The sequence below is a fragment of the Alicyclobacillus acidiphilus NBRC 100859 genome (assembly GCF_001544355.1).
In the GTDB taxonomy this organism is placed as follows: Bacteria; Bacillota; Bacilli; order Alicyclobacillales; family Alicyclobacillaceae; genus Alicyclobacillus; species Alicyclobacillus acidiphilus.
In genome coordinates, this window is sequence record NZ_BCQI01000039.1 from 11,957 (window position 1) to 28,747 (window position 16,791).

At 56.5% G+C, this 16,791-nt stretch carries 16 protein-coding genes and 1 pseudogene; 3 read left to right on the forward strand and 14 right to left on the reverse strand.

What is annotated here, in order from left to right:
• Positions 1-195 precede the first annotated feature (195 nt).
• The gene (locus AAC01S_RS13025) at positions 196-1,563 is read left to right on the forward strand and encodes an MATE family efflux transporter (RefSeq protein ID WP_067622997.1); all 1,368 of its coding nucleotides are present in this window, start codon (positions 196-198) and stop codon (positions 1,561-1,563) included.
• A 17-nt stretch (positions 1,564-1,580) separates the two neighbouring features.
• Positions 1,581-1,937 (forward strand): hypothetical protein, encoded by a 357-nt coding sequence (locus AAC01S_RS13030; protein ID WP_067623000.1) that lies wholly within the window; start codon positions 1,581-1,583, stop codon positions 1,935-1,937.
• A 162-nt stretch (positions 1,938-2,099) separates the two neighbouring features.
• Here AAC01S_RS13030 and AAC01S_RS13035 read toward each other — a convergent pair.
• The 10 genes and pseudogenes from AAC01S_RS13035 to AAC01S_RS13080 form a co-directional block, all read right to left on the reverse strand.
• Positions 2,100-2,351: pseudogene (locus AAC01S_RS13035) on the reverse strand (PhzF family phenazine biosynthesis protein); the annotation flags it as partial.
• A gap of 89 nt (positions 2,352-2,440) precedes the next feature.
• The gene (locus AAC01S_RS13040) at positions 2,441-4,129 is read right to left on the reverse strand and encodes an ABC1 kinase family protein (protein ID WP_067623005.1); all 1,689 of its coding nucleotides are present in this window, start codon (positions 4,127-4,129) and stop codon (positions 2,441-2,443) included.
• Between the two features lie 66 nt (positions 4,130-4,195).
• Entirely contained in the window at positions 4,196-4,555 is a 360-nt protein-coding gene (locus AAC01S_RS13045) for a phasin family protein (RefSeq protein WP_245630216.1), read from the reverse strand.
• A 72-nt stretch (positions 4,556-4,627) separates the two neighbouring features.
• Entirely contained in the window at positions 4,628-5,353 is a 726-nt protein-coding gene (locus tag AAC01S_RS13050) for a pseudouridine synthase (protein ID WP_067623008.1), read from the reverse strand.
• The gene (locus AAC01S_RS13055; protein WP_067623011.1) at positions 5,350-6,024 is read right to left on the reverse strand and encodes an MOSC domain-containing protein; all 675 of its coding nucleotides are present in this window, start codon (positions 6,022-6,024) and stop codon (positions 5,350-5,352) included. Before AAC01S_RS13055 ends, AAC01S_RS13050 begins: the two co-directional genes overlap by 4 nt.
• A gap of 34 nt (positions 6,025-6,058) precedes the next feature.
• Positions 6,059-6,325: a YuzB family protein gene (locus tag AAC01S_RS13060; RefSeq protein ID WP_245630217.1), complete on the reverse strand. Its 267-nt coding sequence runs from the start codon at positions 6,323-6,325 to the stop codon at positions 6,059-6,061.
• A complete protein-coding gene (locus AAC01S_RS13065; RefSeq protein ID WP_067623016.1) occupies positions 6,307-7,332 on the reverse strand; it encodes a lactonase family protein in 1,026 nt (341 codons plus the stop codon). The genes AAC01S_RS13060 and AAC01S_RS13065 overlap by 19 nt, the downstream gene beginning before the upstream one ends.
• Positions 7,333-7,502: 170 nt before the next feature.
• Complete coding sequence (locus tag AAC01S_RS13070) at positions 7,503-9,161, reverse strand: ABC transporter substrate-binding protein (RefSeq protein ID WP_067623019.1); 1,659 nt, start codon at positions 9,159-9,161, stop codon at positions 7,503-7,505.
• A gap of 106 nt (positions 9,162-9,267) precedes the next feature.
• A complete protein-coding gene (locus AAC01S_RS19310) occupies positions 9,268-9,678 on the reverse strand; it encodes a hypothetical protein (protein ID WP_157071169.1) in 411 nt (136 codons plus the stop codon).
• 302 nt (positions 9,679-9,980) lie between these two features.
• Entirely contained in the window at positions 9,981-11,039 is a 1,059-nt protein-coding gene (locus tag AAC01S_RS13080; RefSeq protein ID WP_067623026.1) for a LacI family DNA-binding transcriptional regulator, read from the reverse strand.
• 274 nt (positions 11,040-11,313) lie between these two features.
• Between AAC01S_RS13080 and AAC01S_RS13085 the strand changes: the two genes are divergently transcribed.
• Complete coding sequence (locus AAC01S_RS13085) at positions 11,314-12,291, forward strand: aldo/keto reductase (protein WP_067623029.1); 978 nt, start codon at positions 11,314-11,316, stop codon at positions 12,289-12,291.
• 126 nt (positions 12,292-12,417) lie between these two features.
• Here AAC01S_RS13085 and AAC01S_RS13090 read toward each other — a convergent pair whose 3' ends face one another.
• The 4 genes from AAC01S_RS13090 to AAC01S_RS13105 all read right to left on the reverse strand — a co-directional run bounded on the left by AAC01S_RS13090 (position 12,418) and on the right by AAC01S_RS13105 (position 16,443).
• Positions 12,418-13,281 (reverse strand): RnfABCDGE type electron transport complex subunit D, encoded by an 864-nt coding sequence (locus AAC01S_RS13090; RefSeq protein ID WP_169794046.1) that lies wholly within the window; start codon positions 13,279-13,281, stop codon positions 12,418-12,420.
• Positions 13,265-14,212, reverse strand: a complete 948-nt coding sequence (locus tag AAC01S_RS13095; RefSeq protein ID WP_067623032.1) for an FAD:protein FMN transferase — start codon at positions 14,210-14,212, stop codon at positions 13,265-13,267. The genes AAC01S_RS13090 and AAC01S_RS13095 overlap by 17 nt, the downstream gene beginning before the upstream one ends.
• A gap of 3 nt (positions 14,213-14,215) precedes the next feature.
• On the reverse strand, positions 14,216-14,767 hold the full coding sequence (locus AAC01S_RS13100; protein WP_067623035.1) for an FMN-binding protein: 552 nt from the start codon (positions 14,765-14,767) through the stop codon (positions 14,216-14,218).
• 152 nt (positions 14,768-14,919) lie between these two features.
• Positions 14,920-16,443, reverse strand: coding sequence for a DHA2 family efflux MFS transporter permease subunit (locus tag AAC01S_RS13105; protein WP_245630218.1), 1,524 nt, complete (start codon positions 16,441-16,443; stop codon positions 14,920-14,922).
• Positions 16,444-16,791: the final 348 nt, after the last annotated feature.

Here is a 16,791-nt window from a genome sequence, read left to right on the forward strand (position 1 = left end):
GAGTTTTAACCAGCGTCTTTATCACCCAATCTGCTCCGAATACAGATTTTTGCGCAATTTATTTTATCGGACGGCTGCAAAATGGCTTCAAAACGTCTTCAAAGCGTCGTACGATAAGACGAACGCGCCGTTCGACCCTCGACGGCAGTTCCCAGTCAGCAAAGCCACAGAACAGAGAAGAGTGGAGAACACATCATGAATACCGTACAGACACCTCGAGTATTTCAGGTGACCTGGCCAGTGCTCGTGCAGAGTTTGCTGTTCATGCTCATGGGTTCGGCCGACACCTTTATGCTCGGACATGTGTCGAGTGACGCCGTGGCGGCGGTGGGGGCATGCAACCAGGTCGTCAACCTCGTGCTGCTGCTGTTCAACACGGTGTCCGCCGGATCGGCCGTCTTAATCACCCAATACCTCGGCGCCAAACGAATTGAGGAATGCGCAAAATTTACGGGCGCCTCCTTCACGCTCAATTTTGCCCTTGGCATCCTTGTCAGCGCCATGCTGTTCACAGGGCGCAACATCATCGCGCACCTGTTGCATTTGCCTCCGGAGGTCGTCCGTTTGGTGGATGTGTACATGTCCATGATCGGGTCGACCATTTTTGTCCAGGCTTTATTGGGCACCGTCAGTACCATCCTTCAAAGCAACGGCATGACGCGTGTGACCATGTTTGTCACGTTCGGCATGAACATCGTCCACATCATTGGCAATTATTTGTTCATTTACGGGGCATTTGGCGTGCCAAAGCTTGGCGTCGAAGGTGTCGCCATCTCGACGTCGGTCAGTCGGCTGCTCGCCCTCGTCGCACTGATGGCGGCCATGTACCGCATGTTGCCGTACCATGTGCCTTTCGCCGATTACATTCGTATCCATCGCGATCACGCCGTACGCATCCTCAAAGTGGGCATTCCGTCCGCAGGCGAACCCATCGCGTACGAAGTCAGCCAACTTGTGATGATGGGATTCATGGGGACATATGGCGCAACCGTGCTTGCCACGCGCGTGTATGCGCAAAACCTGATGTTTTATATCGCCACCTTTGGGTACTCGCTCGGATTTGGCACGCAGATTGTCGTCGGGCACCTGTGTGGAGCGGGGAAACTGGAGGAGGCCTATCGACTGGTTTGGCGGACGCAGCGCATGGCCTTCGCGTTGGCCGTCGTCTTGTCGGTTGCGATTGCATGTTCTTCGCACAGCCTGTTCCACATCTTCACATCCAGCCACGCCGTCATTGACATGAGCACGCAGCTGATGTTCATTTGCATCATTTTGGAACCCGGCCGAACATTCAACATCGTGATCATTCAATCGATGCGAGCCGCAGGCGACGTCAAGTTCCCAGTTTTGATGGGCATGATTTTTCCCATCGGCATGGGGTTGCCGCTGTCGTACTTTCTTGGTATTCACTTGCATATGGCGCTCGCTGGGGTATGGTGGACCATCTGCTTGGACGAATGGGTGCGCGCTGTCATCATGTCGATCCGGTGGCGCAGCAAAGTTTGGCAGTCCAAAGTGTTGGTGCAGCCCAAGTTCTCCGACGCGGAAGCCGCGACTTTGTAAAGGACGTGAATTGCAGGATGGAACCATCGCAGAAGGACGCGTTTGAAGATTGTGAAACCGCGCTTGCCATCGTGATCGATGTGGCGGATATCGTTGTGACGTTTGATGATCGGCTGAGCCTGGAACCTCATCCGGAGGATGGACAATTGCGGCTGCGCTTTCGCAACGGAGCACACCAGGAAACGCTGCTCACGCACGTTTCGCGAGCGGATGCCGAGATCGTCGTTCGCCAGCAGGCGGAAAGACGCGACGACTGGCGCGTGGTGTATCAAGGCCCCCTTGATAAGCGGGAACTTCGCGCCGCGATGAATCTGGCGTTTGCGACGTGGTACCGTGAGGCGGTCGCGAATATCGGGCGGCGTCGCAATCCATAGGAGGCTGCTCGCGGGACGCTCGGGACCGTTGTTGGAGGAGGGGTACTATCCTTGCGTCCCACGAGTTTGCTTTCAGTCTAAGCAAAGCGATGGCGCGTCAACACGGACGCAAGTCCGGTTTTCGCAGACACAGGCATACGCCCCCCCGACATCATCGGCGCTCTAGGCAGTCGCCATCTCGCCGCGAAGCACGGTCGTCGCCTGCCCTCCCACCAAAACTCGCAAATGCTCGTCGATCTCGACATGAATCAGCCCCGGTCTGCCGACACTCCAGCCTTGCTCAAACACAAATTTTCCCGGCGGCAAGATGTTCCGATGAACGAGTAACGCACCCAACGCGCCGCTCGCGGTGCCAGTGTGCGGATCTTCGGGCACCCCGACGGCCGGCGAAAAATCGCGGGCGTGAAGTCTTGCAGAATTTCCTTGCGAACCGCCCCGTCAATCTCGCGAAACGCCGGCCGCGCCTGGCGCATCCACGCGGGGCCGGACCGCAGTCATTGCCGTCACTTGTTGGATCTCCAGATGGAGATGATCAGCAGGCACAAGAGAAACATGCCCACGGCCATCCCCACCTCCGTGGTGGGAAACGACCACAATGTGGACGGAGATTTCTTCAATACGGACGCAATCAAGAGCCCTGCCATGAAGATGCTGAACGCCAGCAGCGTGATGCTGAACGAAAGTCGATTGCCAATCCGGATGAGTTGGCGGACGAGGCGATCCACTTCCGACATTTCGATTTGCACCCGAACTTTCCCTGTCTTCAGTTCGTTGAAGATGGATCGAATCTGCCGAGGCGCGTCGCTCAGCAGATCGACGAGATTGAGTGCGCCATGCACGGTGCGCTCGGCAAAGTGCTTGGGATTGAGGCGATCGCGAAACAAAGCCCGCCCAAACGGCTCGGCGATGTTCAAGATGCGAAACGTCGGATCCAATCCCTCGACGACGCCCTCGACGGTAATCAAGGTTTTGCCGACGAGCGTGAGGTCGGAAGGAATTTTGATGCGATGGCGATAGGCTACCGTGAACAGTTCGCCGACCGCTTCACCAAGACTGATCTGTGTGAACGGCATATCGTAGTACTTCTCGCGAATCGCATCGACGTCGCGATGCAGCCGCCGTTCGTCGACGTCGTCCGGCACGACGCCCATTCGGTGCAGAACCCTGAGAATCGCGTCGGAATCGCGCCTCATCAGGCCGATGATGAGTCCAGACAAGTGCCGCTTCATCTCCGGCGTGAGCCGTCCCACCATGCCGAAATCCATAAACAGCACGCTGTGATCCGGCAGGACGGCCAAGTTGCCCGGATGAGGATCCGCGTGAAAGAGACCATGCATGAGCATTTGCGTGAATATGGCGTGCGATACTCGCTCCGCAATGACGCGGGCGTCGTAGCCAGACTCTCGTAAAAGCTCGGCGTTGGACAGTTTGATGCCGCGAACGTACTCCATCGTCAGCACGCGCGACGTGGTCCAGTCCCAATGAATTTCCGGAATCCGCACCTGTTTGTCGTCCTTGTGGATGGCTCGCAGCCGATCCGCGTTGCGCCCCTCGATGGTGTAGTTCAGCTCGTTCATCAGCGTGAGCCGGAATTCCTCAACCACTTCCGCGAGATTGTAGTGAGCCGCCCAGTCGAAGTGGCGTTCTGTGAGACGGGCCAGGTCCAGGAGAATGTCGAGATCGATCTCGATTTTCTGGCGGATGTCCGGCCGTTGCACCTTGACCGCCACCTCTTCGCCAGACACCAGTTCCGCCCGATGCACCTGGCCAATCGACGCCGATCCGACCGGTGTCTCGTCAAACGCGCGAAATACCTCGCGCAGGGGTTGTCCAAGTTCCGATTCGACAATCTGAACCACTTGTTCGAACGGAAACGGCGGTACGTCGTCCTGCAAGCGGGTCAACTGTTCAATGAATTCGGCCGGAAAGATGTCGGCTCGGAGACTCGCTATTTGGCCCAGCTTAATAAACGTCGGTCCAAGCTGTTCGATGACCTGACGCATCCGCTCATACGTCGACGGCGCTTCCCGCCCTTTTCGATCCGAGAAGATGCGCGTTGGCAAAGACAAAATATCCATCAGGCCGATTTCGTCGATAAACCAGCCAAACCCGTTCGCCATCAAGATCTGCGCGATGTCTTTGTACCGAGATAAATGACGAACACGCTTTCCGAGAATTTGTCGTCCGACCATACCTTTCTCCTTCGCTACGTTCGTCAACCTTGCCTGTGAACTCTCCGGACACCTTATTCACTCATCTTACAACTCAGGATGAAGCCCGTGGACATCTTTTCCGTCCATTCTCGCTTCCAAGGCCTGCAAACGAAGGTCCATCCGTTGCACCACCTGGCGGAGCAAGGCCAACTCCTGATGCAAACTCTCCGCGTCGCCAAGGCCCAGTCGAGCAATTGCGCGCTGGACGTTTTCCTGCACGGCGGCTTGCATGTCCTGCCGATTCTGTTCGCCGCGCTGAATCAGTTCGTTGATTAGCTCCTTGGTCTGCATCGGCGTCATCTTCCTTTCCTCAGCCCACTGACGCGCGGCCTCCGCGACCTTTTCGCGACTGTACGACATCAGTCCGACACCGAGATCCACCAGTTTCTTTACCGCATCTTCCACGATGGTATCCTCCTTCGACCAATCCCAACTTTTGTTCCGGAATGCTTTGAATCCAGTGTACCACGCCGAGTGTCATCCCCGAAGCGCAAGGAGCGTCTCGATCTCGGATTCGGTTAACGGCCTGTACTCTCCGGGCTCCAGATCGGGATCGAGCGATAGTGGTCCCATCTCGATCCGCTTCAGAAACGTCACTTGCTTCCCCACGGCCTGAATCATCCGTTTGACCTGATGAAACTTTCCCTCGTGAATCGTGATATGCGCAGTCGAAACAGCGCCTCGCTGCAAAATGAGAAGACTGCCCGGCCGACACAGGTACCCATCGTCGAGTGTCACGCCTTTGGCAATCGCGTCCACGTCGGCTTCCGTCAGTTCGCCGTCCACCTCGACATAGTAACGCTTTGGCACGTGTTTCTTCGGCGACAACAGTTGGTGCGCCAGTTTTCCGTCGTTCGTCAGGAGCAGCAGACCTTCGGCGTCCTTGTCCAACCGTCCGACCGGAAACACGTCGAAGGCTGCGTCGTGATCGTCGAGGAGATCGACGACCACTGGATCGCGCCCATCTTCGGTCGCGCTCAGGACACCTTGCGGCTTGTACATCATGTAGTAGACAAATTCCTGGTACGAGACGGGCTCTCCGTCAAACTCGACGACATCCGTCCCTGCCACAACGTGCAGCCCGGGGTCTTTCACAATTTCGCCATTGACGCGAACGCGGGCTGCCCGCAACGCCTTTTTCATCTCATTTCGCGTCCCCAAGCCCGCACCGGACAGCCATTTATCCAAACGAACCTTCGTCACGCGCGCCTCCCCTTTTCATCCTCGACGTCTTTCGGAATGACTGCCTTCCAGCCGTCGGCCAACATGTCGAGTGCGCGGAGGAACGAACAATCGGCCGCGGTCCACTCGCGTCTACCGAACAAGTGATCGTTCAGCCGCGAGATGGGCCATTCCGGAAGAGGTCGATCCACGAGTTCGACGCGATCGCCCACGACCAATGCGCCTCCACGCTTGACGCGAACGTACCACCCCGTCCATCCCGTTTTCCGGACCTCGTCTGTCAACGTGGGTTCGCGCCAACGTTCGGAGATCTTCCAACAGGGAATGCGCGGCTGCGACACCTGCAGTTCGATGTCGGCTATCCGATACGTGTCGCCCAAACACACCGCGGTTTCATCCAGACCCTCGATGGTCAAGTTTTCGCCAAAGCCCCCGTCCTCGAAGGCTAGGCGAGGATAACGTTCCCGCCACGCCGAGTAATGCGACTTGGCGTAGAACAAGACAGCCTTGTCCGGCCCCCCGTGATGCTTCCGATCCGCCTGCGCATCCCCATCCAAACCCAACTCAGCGACAAAGGCGCGATCGACGGGCGACTTGCGAAACGCAGTCTGCCAGGGCCGGCTATCGCCGTCTTCGAGCACACGCTCCAACGTCTCCACGCGGCCGATTTGAATCGATGCAATCCTTGGCATACCTGCGCGAACCTCCACTCTTCCTCAACCGTTTCTAACTGTCCTGCAGCCATCTCAGTTCAAACGCAATCCGTTCCTTCGCCCGAGCCAAGCACGTCTGTGCGTCCTTGGCGTACACGATGTGCCCGTTCACATACACATACGCGTTGTGTTCGCACAGCCCGCAACGCGTCAGGCATTCTGTGCGCAGCACCGACACCTCGGGAAACTCGTCTTCGAGTACCTCCAGCGGCAACGTGCTCATCACATTGCTCTCGCAGACTTCGACGGTGACAAGACCGATCATGTCGCGATCACGCAAACAGGCCGCGGCATCTCCAACCGATGTTGGGTATCCTGCGGAATTCCGTCCGATCCGATTCGCAGCACAGCCAAGGTATCCGAGTCCTGATTAGCGACGATGATGAAGCCGCCGTCTGGCGTGATCGAAAAATGGCGTGGCGTCTTGCCTCCACATGGCACATGTCCGACTCGTTCGACACGACCGTCGGATTCAACGGAAAAGACGGTGAGATTGTCCGGGCCGCGATTCGAAGCGTACAAGAAGCGTCCTGCCGAATCGATGGCGACGTGCGCGCTCCAACGGACACTCGTGTCACCCTCGGGCAGCAGATCGATGGTTTGGATGTGATCGAACAGGTTGAACTGATTTCTTCGATACACAAGCAACGTCGAATCGAGTTCGGTCACGACGTACAGGAACGCCCCGTTTGGATGGAACGCGACGTGGCGCGGCCCTGAACCCGGCGGCGTGGACAAGGTCGTCGTTTCATAGAGCACACCTTCCCGATTCTCGTACATCCGAATGGAATCCGTCCCCAAATCGGTGGCGAGCACGTGCTTGGACACCGGATCGACGACAATCGCGTGCGCATGCGCCGACTCCTGCCGCGACGGGACAGGCCCGGATCCGGAGAATTGAATGACGCATGACGCCGACTCGAGTTCCCCGTTTGCGTCCAAAGGATAGACGCAGATATTGCCACTGGTGTAGTTCGCGGTGTACACGTAGCGACCGCTGACGGACACATAGCAAGGGGACTGGCCGTGCGTCGACTGGCGGTTCAGTTCAGTGAAACGACGGGACTGGCCATCATACGCGTACGAAACAACGCACCCATGATCAGTTTCACTCACGGCATACAGACGACCGTGCTCCTCGTCGAAGGCCAAAAACGACGGAGACTCGATGCCTTGGACACCGCCAACATACACAAGACGCCCGTTTTCCGGCTGAAACGACAGAACTCGAATGGCTTCCGACTGCGCGTCGTTGTACGATCCGACAACCATTGTATATTCCGACATACCATATCCTCCCCGCTGTTGAGACGCCGCCCGCCAAACCGAGCCGAATTGAGGCAGACGAACCTTCTTTCGAAAATCATACCGGACCATGCACAAGAAAGAAATTGCGATTCAAGAGAAAGGGCCGCCCTCTAGAGAGGACAGCCCGAAAACACTGCGGTGTTCGTCGATTACTTTTTCGGTTGAAGGCGATCCATGATAATCGCCGCGGATTGGTAGTTGTACGGCGACGGATCGATCCACAGGTTGCTCTTCGTGGACCAGCCAGTGAAGTTTGCGTCGTTGTATTCGTACCAAAGCGCGCCATTGAGCAGCGGTAGCACAGGCAATTGCTCCGCCTCGATGCGCTCCACCTTGTAGAGATCTTTCTTCTGCTGCGCAAGGTTGGTCGTCTGTGCGAAGTCCGCCAACGCGCTGTCCACCGTCGCATTCTTGAATCCTTCGATGTTGAACCCGCCCTTCGAGTCCAGCAAGTCGTGGAACGTGGTGAACGGCGTCGGGCCAGCGTTGGTCCACGAGATGGCGAGATCGTAGTGAGGCGTTTGTCCAGCACCGGGATCGATCTCGTTGTAATACGCCGAATACTGCTGTTGACTGACCTTCACTTGAATACCGATCTTCTGCAGTTGTTGACTGATGAGCAGAGCATCCTCGTCCCAGTCGCTCCACCCAGCGACAACCAAGAGCGTGAAGCTCAACTCTTTGCCGTCCTTGGCGTAGATGCCGTTGGAATCCTTCTTAAAGCCAGCCTTTTGGAGAATTTGTTCCGCCTTTTTGTCGTTCACCGTAAAGGTCTTGTCGGCGGCTGGGAGACTCGGGTCAAGCCAGGAACTCTGGGTCGGAATCAGACCGTTCGGCGAAGCGACCGTTTCGTAGCCCGTCTCACCTTTTACAGATAACTCCTTGCGATCGATCGCCAGATTCATCGCCTGACGCACCGGCAATTGCGCCAAGAGCGGGTTCCTCAGGTTTGGATACAGTTCGACCGGATTGTTTGGCGGAAAATAATAATGGTTGTGCGCCGGATCCGCGTCGACGAACGTCTTCTGGATATCCGGGATGTTGATGCCGGCGTACTGTACTTGACCGCTGGCCAACGCCAAATCGGCAGCCGAGTTCGTCGCGTAGGCTGGGTAGCTCAACGTTTGAATCTTTGGCGCCCCACCGTAGTAATCTTTGTTCGCCGTGTATTTCACGTCCTGCGTCGAGAACGAGAGCACCTTGAACGGACCGGTACCAATGGCCTTATCGTACGTAATTTTTGCCTTCGCCGGATCGCCAAGCGACTTCCACTCATGCTCCGGAACGATGTATGTACCACCTAAGACGTATTGTTCAGCATAGGGAATGTTCGGCGTCTTGAACTGGAATACCACTTGGTATTTTCCATGCGCCGTGACGCTTTGCAATTGCTGCCAAATGCCGTTTGTATCCGCATCCGGGTATTTCTTCAGTTGATCGAACGTGAACACAACGTCCTGCGCCGTAAACGCCTGGCCGTCCGTCCACTTCGCCTTGGTTTGCAAATTCACCGTCAGCGTCTTGTTGCCGTTGCTGAACTTGAAGTTTTTGCCGAGCAGATTGAACTGCTTACCAGTCGTATTATCAAAATAGAAAAGGGTTTCGTAAACGTTGCCAAGCGTTCCTGACACGCTGTTCGTGCCCGAGAACGGGTTGAAGTTATCTTGCCACGTCGCCAACACGTTCGGTACGACGGTCAGCGTCGTCGAAGACGATGTCGCAGCCGATGCTGTAGCAGCAAAGCCAGAGAGTGTCATCACCGCAGCTGCCGATGCGGCGAGTCCAGCCATCCATTTTGTCTTTGACATTCGAATATCCCCCTTAGAAATCAGTTCAAGAGAAATCGCAGTGTTGCAACTGGAGCTGAAATCGGTGCTGAGCCGGATTGGAGCCTTGGCTCAAGCTTGACTGGAGTCATGCCAGAAACCGATTTCGAAAAAACTTGCCACCATCCCCTTTTACTTGGCTATGTTTTCTATCGCGACTATCATAACTCCGGAATAAACCGCTTTCAAGCGCTTTCATATGCATTTTTGAAGAATTTATTGTGTTCCAGCTCGCATATATCGGCTGCAAACAAGCTGAAAAACAGCTCAGAAATGGTCGTGAAACGGCGAATGAACCGAAGAACGGCGGATTCGAAATCGCTTCCGCAAGCATGGCAAGGTGGGCTGCGGAGGCAACTTCGTGGTGGATATGTGTCACGATTCCGTCGGCGTTGCAGAGCAAGGCGATGTGAAGAACGAAGTCGAGGCGGAAGGAGTAGAAGGGAGTGGGCTGCGGATCGGGACGCTTAGGTGACGACCGGAAGATCGGGATGCGCACGGGACTTTTAAGCCTCCCTCAGCCGCTTATTCTTGTCGAATCCGTTGAGTCGGTACGAATAAGCGGCGCAGGGACGCTTATTCGTCACCACACCGGTAGATTGGGCTTCATCCGGGACGCTTAAGCAGCCCTGGGCCGCCTATTCCTACAGGATCAGATGAATCGACACGAATAAGCGGTCTTGGACCGCTTATTCGTGACCCACCGCCGCATCTCGCCGCATCTCGCCGCATCTCGCCGCATCTCGCCGCATCTCGCCGCATCTCGCCGCATCTCGCCGCTTATGCGCCGCCCGATCCGCCCTACGAAATGCCTGCCACCTTGCCTGAGCGGTGTTGATCGACGTTCAACAGGTTTTTCACGCTGTCGCGAACCACCAGTTCTGTTTCCACCGTGATCACACTGGGTGGTTTGTTTGGATTTCTCATAAGTTCCAACAACTCAATGGCCGCCAGGCGCCCCATTTCATCCTTATTTTGGCGAATGGTCGTCAAGGCGGGCGTGACATATTGCGCCAAGTGCACGTCGTCAAAGCCAATCAGCGAAATGTCCTCGCCTGGCGTCAAGCCGGCTTCCCGTATCGCCCGCATCGCACCGATGGCCATCATGTCGGAGACGAAGAAGATGGCGGTCGGGCGTTCTCTCAAGGCGAGGATTTTCATCATTGCGGCATAACCCGAAGCTTCGGTGAAGTCCCCTTCTTGTATCCATTCCGCGCGGTACGGGAGCGAAAGTTCCTGGAGCGCCTGGTGGTAGCCGAGCGTCCGGTCATGACCGGGTTTCGTCCCGTAGCGATCGCCGACGAATCCGATGTCGCGGTGACCGTTCTCGTATAGAAAATGCACGGCGTTGCGAGCACCGCCGATGTTGTCCGACGCAAGATAGCTGGCCCGCGATCCGATTAAATCCAAATCCACCGAGACGATGGGGATGCGACTTCGGGACAGCGAAGAAAGCCCTGGATCAGTCCGAGGAACACCCAACAGAAAGAGGCCGTCAACGTCGCGATGCCTAGCCCGCGCCTCAAAACCGTGCGGCGTATTCGCACTGTGAACGTTGGAGAAAAAGAGCAGATCGTAACCGCTTTCCCCGACAATATCCTGAAAGCTGGCGATGATGTCATGCAAAAATGGGTGTCGGAAACCAAAGGACGAGCGGTCTTGAAAAAATACGCCAATCGACATCGATCTACGAGTCACAAGTCCCCGCGCCGCCGCGCTTGGTTGATACCCTAAGGCCGCCGTAATCTGTTGCACCTTTTCGCGCGTCTTCACACTGACGTCGGGGTAACCGTTCAAGACCTTCGACACGGTGGTCGCTGAAACGCCTGCCTGTCGGGCAATATCGTATATCGTCGTCATATTAGACATCCCTTTTCATTTCTATCTCTGTCGCGCGGATGCGGCACCAGACGGCCGCACCGCCCATTTCCGCGTGCCCAATTTCGAAAACGTTTTCGTCAGCGATATATCTAAACGATGTATCTACTTGTACACTGACATGGTGTCGCCAATCCTGTCAAAGTGTTTTTTACAATTTTACAGAACAATGCACGAAATGCCTAGGGTGAATTGAAAGCGGATGCGAGTCATGAGATGATAGAGATGCAAGATATCCGAAGAAAGAGGTGCGTGTATGGAATTCACGAAACTGGGTCGCACAGGTTTGCATGTCAGTCGCTTGTGTCTCGGTACCATGAACTTCGGACCAGAAACGGAAGAGAAAGAAGCGTTTCGGATCATGGATGCGGCGCTGGATGCGGGCATCAACTTCTTTGACACCGCGAACGTGTATGGCGGCGAAGGCCACAGAGGTCGCACCGAGGAAATTATTGGACGTTGGTTTGCGCAAGGCGGGGGGCGCCGCGAACGAGTCGTTCTCGCGACGAAAGTGTACAACATCATGGAAGATCCGTTGGATGGCCCAAACGAGGGAAGAGGCCTGTCCGCGTACAAAATCCGTCGTCACCTGGAAGGTTCTCTTCGCAGACTCCAGACGGATCACATCGAGCTGTACCAAATGCATCATGTCGACCTGAGCGTAGGCTGGGATGAACTTTGGGGCGCTTTCGAGGTCGCTGTGCAGCAAGGCAAAGTTGGATACATAGGCTCCAGCAACTTCGCGGGTTGGCATCTCGCTGTCGCACAAGCGGCGGCCAAGGAACGCCATTTCCTCGGTCTGGTGTCTGAGCAGCACAAATATCACCTGTTGTGCCGGGAGCCCGAGCTCGAAGTGCTTCCGTCGGCGCAGGCGCACGGCATCGGCGTGATTCCATGGAGCCCACTCGCGGGCGGATTGCTGGGCCGCAACGCGTTGACGAAGACGGGATCGCGCAGCGCACGGGCACAGCAGGAAGTCGAAAAGCATCGTTCTCAACTCGAGGCTTTCGCAAAATTGGCGGCGGAAGTCGGCGAACCGCAAGACGTGATCGCGCTGGCATGGCTGCTCACCAATCCGGCCGTCACGGCTCCCATCATCGGGCCGCGGACGCTTCAACAGTTGGAAGATTCGCTGCGCGTTGTCGAAGTCAAGCTGACAGAGGATGTTCTCAAGCGCCTCGACGAAATTTTCCCGGGCCCCGGCAAGCCGGCTCCGGAAGCGTATGCTTGGTAATATCATCGAAACCCATACGTCTCGCTGAAATCGCGATCTGACACATGGAACGCTGATGCACCGCACTCTGCCGCATGGGCGTCATACAGATGAAACAGGCTGCTCCCGCAGAAGGAGCAGCCTGTTTCATGTCGCCGGACGTTGCGAGTGGCTCTGGCTGCTGCGGCCGTCGGCGCGGCTTTGCCGAGTGACCCACGCTTTCCATGCGTTCGCGAAGAGCAGGCCAATCAGCAAATACGACAATCCGTCGAACGTCAGGTACACCAAACTGCTGACAATGGCGGCGATCGCGCCAAACAGCACCTGTTGGCTGTAGCGGCCTGGCGAGGTCGGCGGATCGGTCATCATAAAGAACGCGAGAAACATCGCAGAATTTATAATCGGGTTGCGAAACGCGTCCGCGGCGAGCGAGACGTGAAACGCGCCTTCCAGCCCAAAAAATATGAAATAGACCGCAAAAAACGCAAAGACCTGCGGGAATTTGTTGACGCGGTACGTAACCAGATACCCCGCCACGCCAAGCAGCGCAATCCCCCAGACGGGCAGCAGCGACAAGTCAGCCAGCCAACTTTCGCCGACGTGAAATACGTAGATGGCAACCAGCAAGCCTACCGCGGCCGGATTGAAAATCGGCTTGCGGCCCATGTGCAGCACATGCTTCGAGACAATAGCCGCGGCCGTCGCGGTGATGACGATGCCGTACGCTGCGGTCGAGCTCAGCACGCCAGCCACGATGAGTCCCGTAATGACGCCTCCGTCCGGGAAACGGCGGGATCGGCGCCAGAATCGCGCGATGGCACCGTCGATCACGATGGCTGTACAGACGGCGACAACCGCATGGACAATCACTCGCGAATCGGCCGTGTACGCCGCATCGATCAGCACCAACAGCGACAGTATGATCAGCACAAAGCCTTTCGGCGTTCGAAAGTACGAGCGCAGCGCGGCGGCTTTGCTTCTTCGTTTTCTCGGATCAGGTTGTTTCGTCACGGAGATAGTCCTCCACATGTTTTGTCGTGTACATCGTTCCGTCGCCATCGACAAGAACGCCCTCTACTTCACACGATTCCAGCAGCGCAAGGCCTTCCTCTGGCCCAAGCACAAATGCCGCCGTCGAAAGCGCGTCAGCCATCATGGCATAGGGGGCGATCACCGTTGCGCTCACCACGGACGGGTGGCGGGAGGAGAATCCCGCGTTGGAAGCGACGATGTGGTGCTGATCGGGAAACAAGGGGCTTCGCCGTTCGTAGTCACCGGACGTGCAGACGGCCCGATCCCGGACATGCAGCACCGCGATCGGCTCACCTTGCGACCGGGGATTGCGAATGCCGATTCGCCAGGGCGAACCGTTGACGCGCGTTCCACCCGCGTACATGTCACCCCCCGCGTCGACCATGCACCCGCTGCATCCATTCAAGGCGCGTGCGGCAAGATCGACAGCCAGACCTTTGGCGATCGCGCCCAAATCGATCACGACAGGCCGCAGCAACGTGACACACCGACTGGCTTCGTCGATCACGATGTCGCGAAACGTCGCATCCTCCGGCGCATCGGGGGTCTCGCGCAACTCGCCGGTCAAATAGTGGCGAGTGAAGCCGAGCGTCTCGAGGCGGCGGCCGACTGCCGGATCGAACCTGCCGTCCGTCATCTCCGCCACGACGAGCGCAAAACGCAGCGCCTCAAACAAGATAGGCGACACAGCGGTTGGTTCACCTACTCGATCCCGGAGGCGCATCACTTCACTGTCGGGATCGAATCTCGAACACGCTTGTTCCACCTCGTAAAACGCGTGAAGCGCGTGATTCACCATGCCGCGGAGGCGTTCCTCAGTGTCTTCGCCATCCTCGCGATCCACAACGGCTTCGATGGTGATAATCGTATCCATGGCGATGGCTCGCGTTTTGTACGTGTGTCGATGCATAACTCACCCCGAATACTTCGGATTCAACGCCTCCTGCAAGGCTTGTTGGACAGCGTTAGCAAAATCGTAGGAACTCAACGTCGCGCCCGACACGTAATCGATGTTCGCGTTTTGACGGGCGACGACTTGGTCGGGCAGCACTGGATCGATGTAGCTTTCAGGATAATGCGTCTCGCACGCCGTGATTTCGACGTTGGCAATTTTCCCGCCCTGAATGGTCACGGCGACAGACACAGTTCCGATTTGATCCGTCCCTGAACCGTAGTACGTTCCATCCAGATATTTGGGCTGCGGCTTGCTCGCTTTCGAGGACGGCTTGTCACTCGATGACGACTGTTTATTGGATGACGACTGAGTACTCGATCCCGGTTGATTACTCGATGCCGGTTTGGTGCTCGATCCCGGTTTGGTGCTCGCCGGCGACTGCTCGTTCGACGTGGTCGTCTGCGCCGCAGGTGTCTCGTCGGCCGGGTTCGTCACCAAATACCCCGCTGTGTATATGGTTCCAAGCGCAATGGTGCACAGTGCGATAAGCTGCTTGCTCATCTTGGCCATCGTGTCTGACTCCTTGTCTGTGGTCCTGACAACAGTATAGGCGCCAATTATCGAAAACACGTTAGAATCGTCTCATTTTCCCTCCGCAAAGACAAAGAGCCTCGCAAGCGAAAGGCTCGCGAGACTCTGAAAAAAGGCCGATCACCGACAGTTTAGGCGGAAGGCACGCTTTCGATCGGTTCACGCGGTTCATCGTCGGGTTCCCTGACTTCCAACTCGGAATTCGTCCGGCGGACAAACAGAGAAGCCACCAGCGCGATCGCGGCGAACATGCAACTCACCAGAAACGCGCTGTCGATCCCGTGAACACTGGCCAATTTGCTCGCGTGCTCCATCGCGGCCGCCGTGGTAACGGGATTTGTCTTCGACGCGATCAACGTCTCATACGCGCCTTTGGCTCGCTGCGTCATTACTGTCACCAACAACGCCGTACCAATTGCCCCCGCCACTTGCTGCAGCGTGTTGCCCATGGCGGTCCCGTGCGCGTGCAACCGCGTCGGCAACTGGTTGAGACCAGCCGTCATCACAGGCATCATCAGCAACGACATACCCAACATCATCACCGCGAAGGAAATGATCAGCGTCGCGTACTGCGTATCAATGGTCAGACGCGAAAAGTGATACATGCTTCCAAGGGTCAGAATCGATCCGACCACAGCAAGCGGCCTGGCGCCGATCTTGTCGAACAACTTGCCCGTGATGGGCGACATCACGCCCATGACCACCGCACCGGGCAGAACGAGCAGCCCCGACTTGAACGAGCTGAATCCGTGCGCGTTCTGTAAATAGAGCGGGAACAGCATCATCGACGAGAACATGGCCATCGTGATCATCACATTGATGGCCGTCGTCAGCGAAAACATGCTGTATCGAAACACTCGCATTTCCAACATCGGTGTCTTGGCCCGCAACTGCTGAACCGCGAAGCAGGCGAGCGCGATCAGTCCGACAGCCAGCGCGATATAGACGCGATCGCTGCTCCAACCCACGTTTCCGGCCTCGCTGAAACCGTACAGCACGCCGCCAAATCCGAGTGTCGACAGGATCACCGCCGACACGTTGATTTTCGATGCCCGAGTTTCTGTAACGTTTCGCAGGTACACGGCGGCAAAGAGCAAGTCGATGAGAGCGACTGGCAGCACGACAAAAAACAGAATTCGCCAAGAATGGTGTTCAACCAACCACCCGGACAGTGTCGGACCAATCGCTGGAGCGAACGTGATCACGAGGCCCATGATCCCCATGGCCGCCCCGCGCTCATGCACGGAGTAGATGGTCAAAATGGTGGTCATCAACAGCGGCAGCATAATGGCTGCGCCGCTCGCCTGCACGACACGCCCCACCAACAGTACGGCGAAATCCGGAGCGACGGCGGCAATCAGCGTCCCAATCGAAAACAGAACCATCGCTGTCAAGAAGAGTGTCCTTGTTGTAAACCGCTGAATCAAAAAGGCGGTGACTGGAATCAGCACCCCATTTGTCAACATGTACGCAGTTGTCAGCCACTGCGCCGTCGTTGCTCCGATATTCAATTCCCTCATAATCGGCGGCAACGCCACATTCAACAGGGTTTCGTTGAGTATCGCGACGAACGCTCCAGAGACCATGACAAACAAAATCAGTCCCCGATTCAGCTGCGCCACGCTTGGTACGCCTTGCCCATTGTTCATCTCCATTCGAATCCTCCTGTGTGTCATCTTTTGATTCTTTTTTCTCTACCTGCGTTTGGATGCTGATGATTGGACATGGTGGTTGAACGTAGTGGTCGGACATGGCGGCTGGATTCGTCGTCATTCCACAATTCGGGTGCTGCACCAACTTTTGAACCAACAATTGAAGGAAGTAGGCGTTATGTTTTTGTGGGCAATGCGTATTAGAGGCAACATCATTATACTCAAATAGGCGATTCCTTGGCAAAGATTTGATTGAACAAAATTGGATTAGACCAAAGTCGCTTATCGGAGGGGAACGGAGGGGCGGCCAGGGGCGGCGGAGGTGCAGTGAGGGGCACATCGGCGCGCGCT

What these genes read in the sequence shown, in the direction of transcription:
- AAC01S_RS13085 (WP_067623029.1), top strand. Translation starts at nt 11,314, where the DNA reads ATGGAATTCACGAAACTGGGTCGCACAGGTTTGCATGTCAGTCGCTTG.
- AAC01S_RS13070 (WP_067623019.1), bottom strand. Translation starts at nt 9,161, where the DNA reads ATGTCAAAGACAAAATGGATGGCTGGACTCGCCGCATCGGCAGCTGCG.
- AAC01S_RS13065 (WP_067623016.1), bottom strand. Translation starts at nt 7,332, where the DNA reads ATGTCGGAATATACAATGGTTGTCGGATCGTACAACGACGCGCAGTCG.
- AAC01S_RS13025 (WP_067622997.1), top strand. Translation starts at nt 196, where the DNA reads ATGAATACCGTACAGACACCTCGAGTATTTCAGGTGACCTGGCCAGTG.
- AAC01S_RS13030 (WP_067623000.1), top strand. Translation starts at nt 1,581, where the DNA reads ATGGAACCATCGCAGAAGGACGCGTTTGAAGATTGTGAAACCGCGCTT.
- AAC01S_RS13080 (WP_067623026.1), bottom strand. Translation starts at nt 11,039, where the DNA reads ATGACGACGATATACGATATTGCCCGACAGGCAGGCGTTTCAGCGACC.
- AAC01S_RS13095 (WP_067623032.1), bottom strand. Translation starts at nt 14,212, where the DNA reads ATGCATCGACACACGTACAAAACGCGAGCCATCGCCATGGATACGATT.
- AAC01S_RS13100 (WP_067623035.1), bottom strand. Translation starts at nt 14,767, where the DNA reads ATGGCCAAGATGAGCAAGCAGCTTATCGCACTGTGCACCATTGCGCTT.
- AAC01S_RS13055 (WP_067623011.1), bottom strand. Translation starts at nt 6,024, where the DNA reads ATGCCAAGGATTGCATCGATTCAAATCGGCCGCGTGGAGACGTTGGAG.
- AAC01S_RS13105 (WP_245630218.1), bottom strand. Translation starts at nt 16,443, where the DNA reads ATGGAGATGAACAATGGGCAAGGCGTACCAAGCGTGGCGCAGCTGAAT.
- AAC01S_RS13040 (WP_067623005.1), bottom strand. Translation starts at nt 4,129, where the DNA reads ATGGTCGGACGACAAATTCTCGGAAAGCGTGTTCGTCATTTATCTCGG.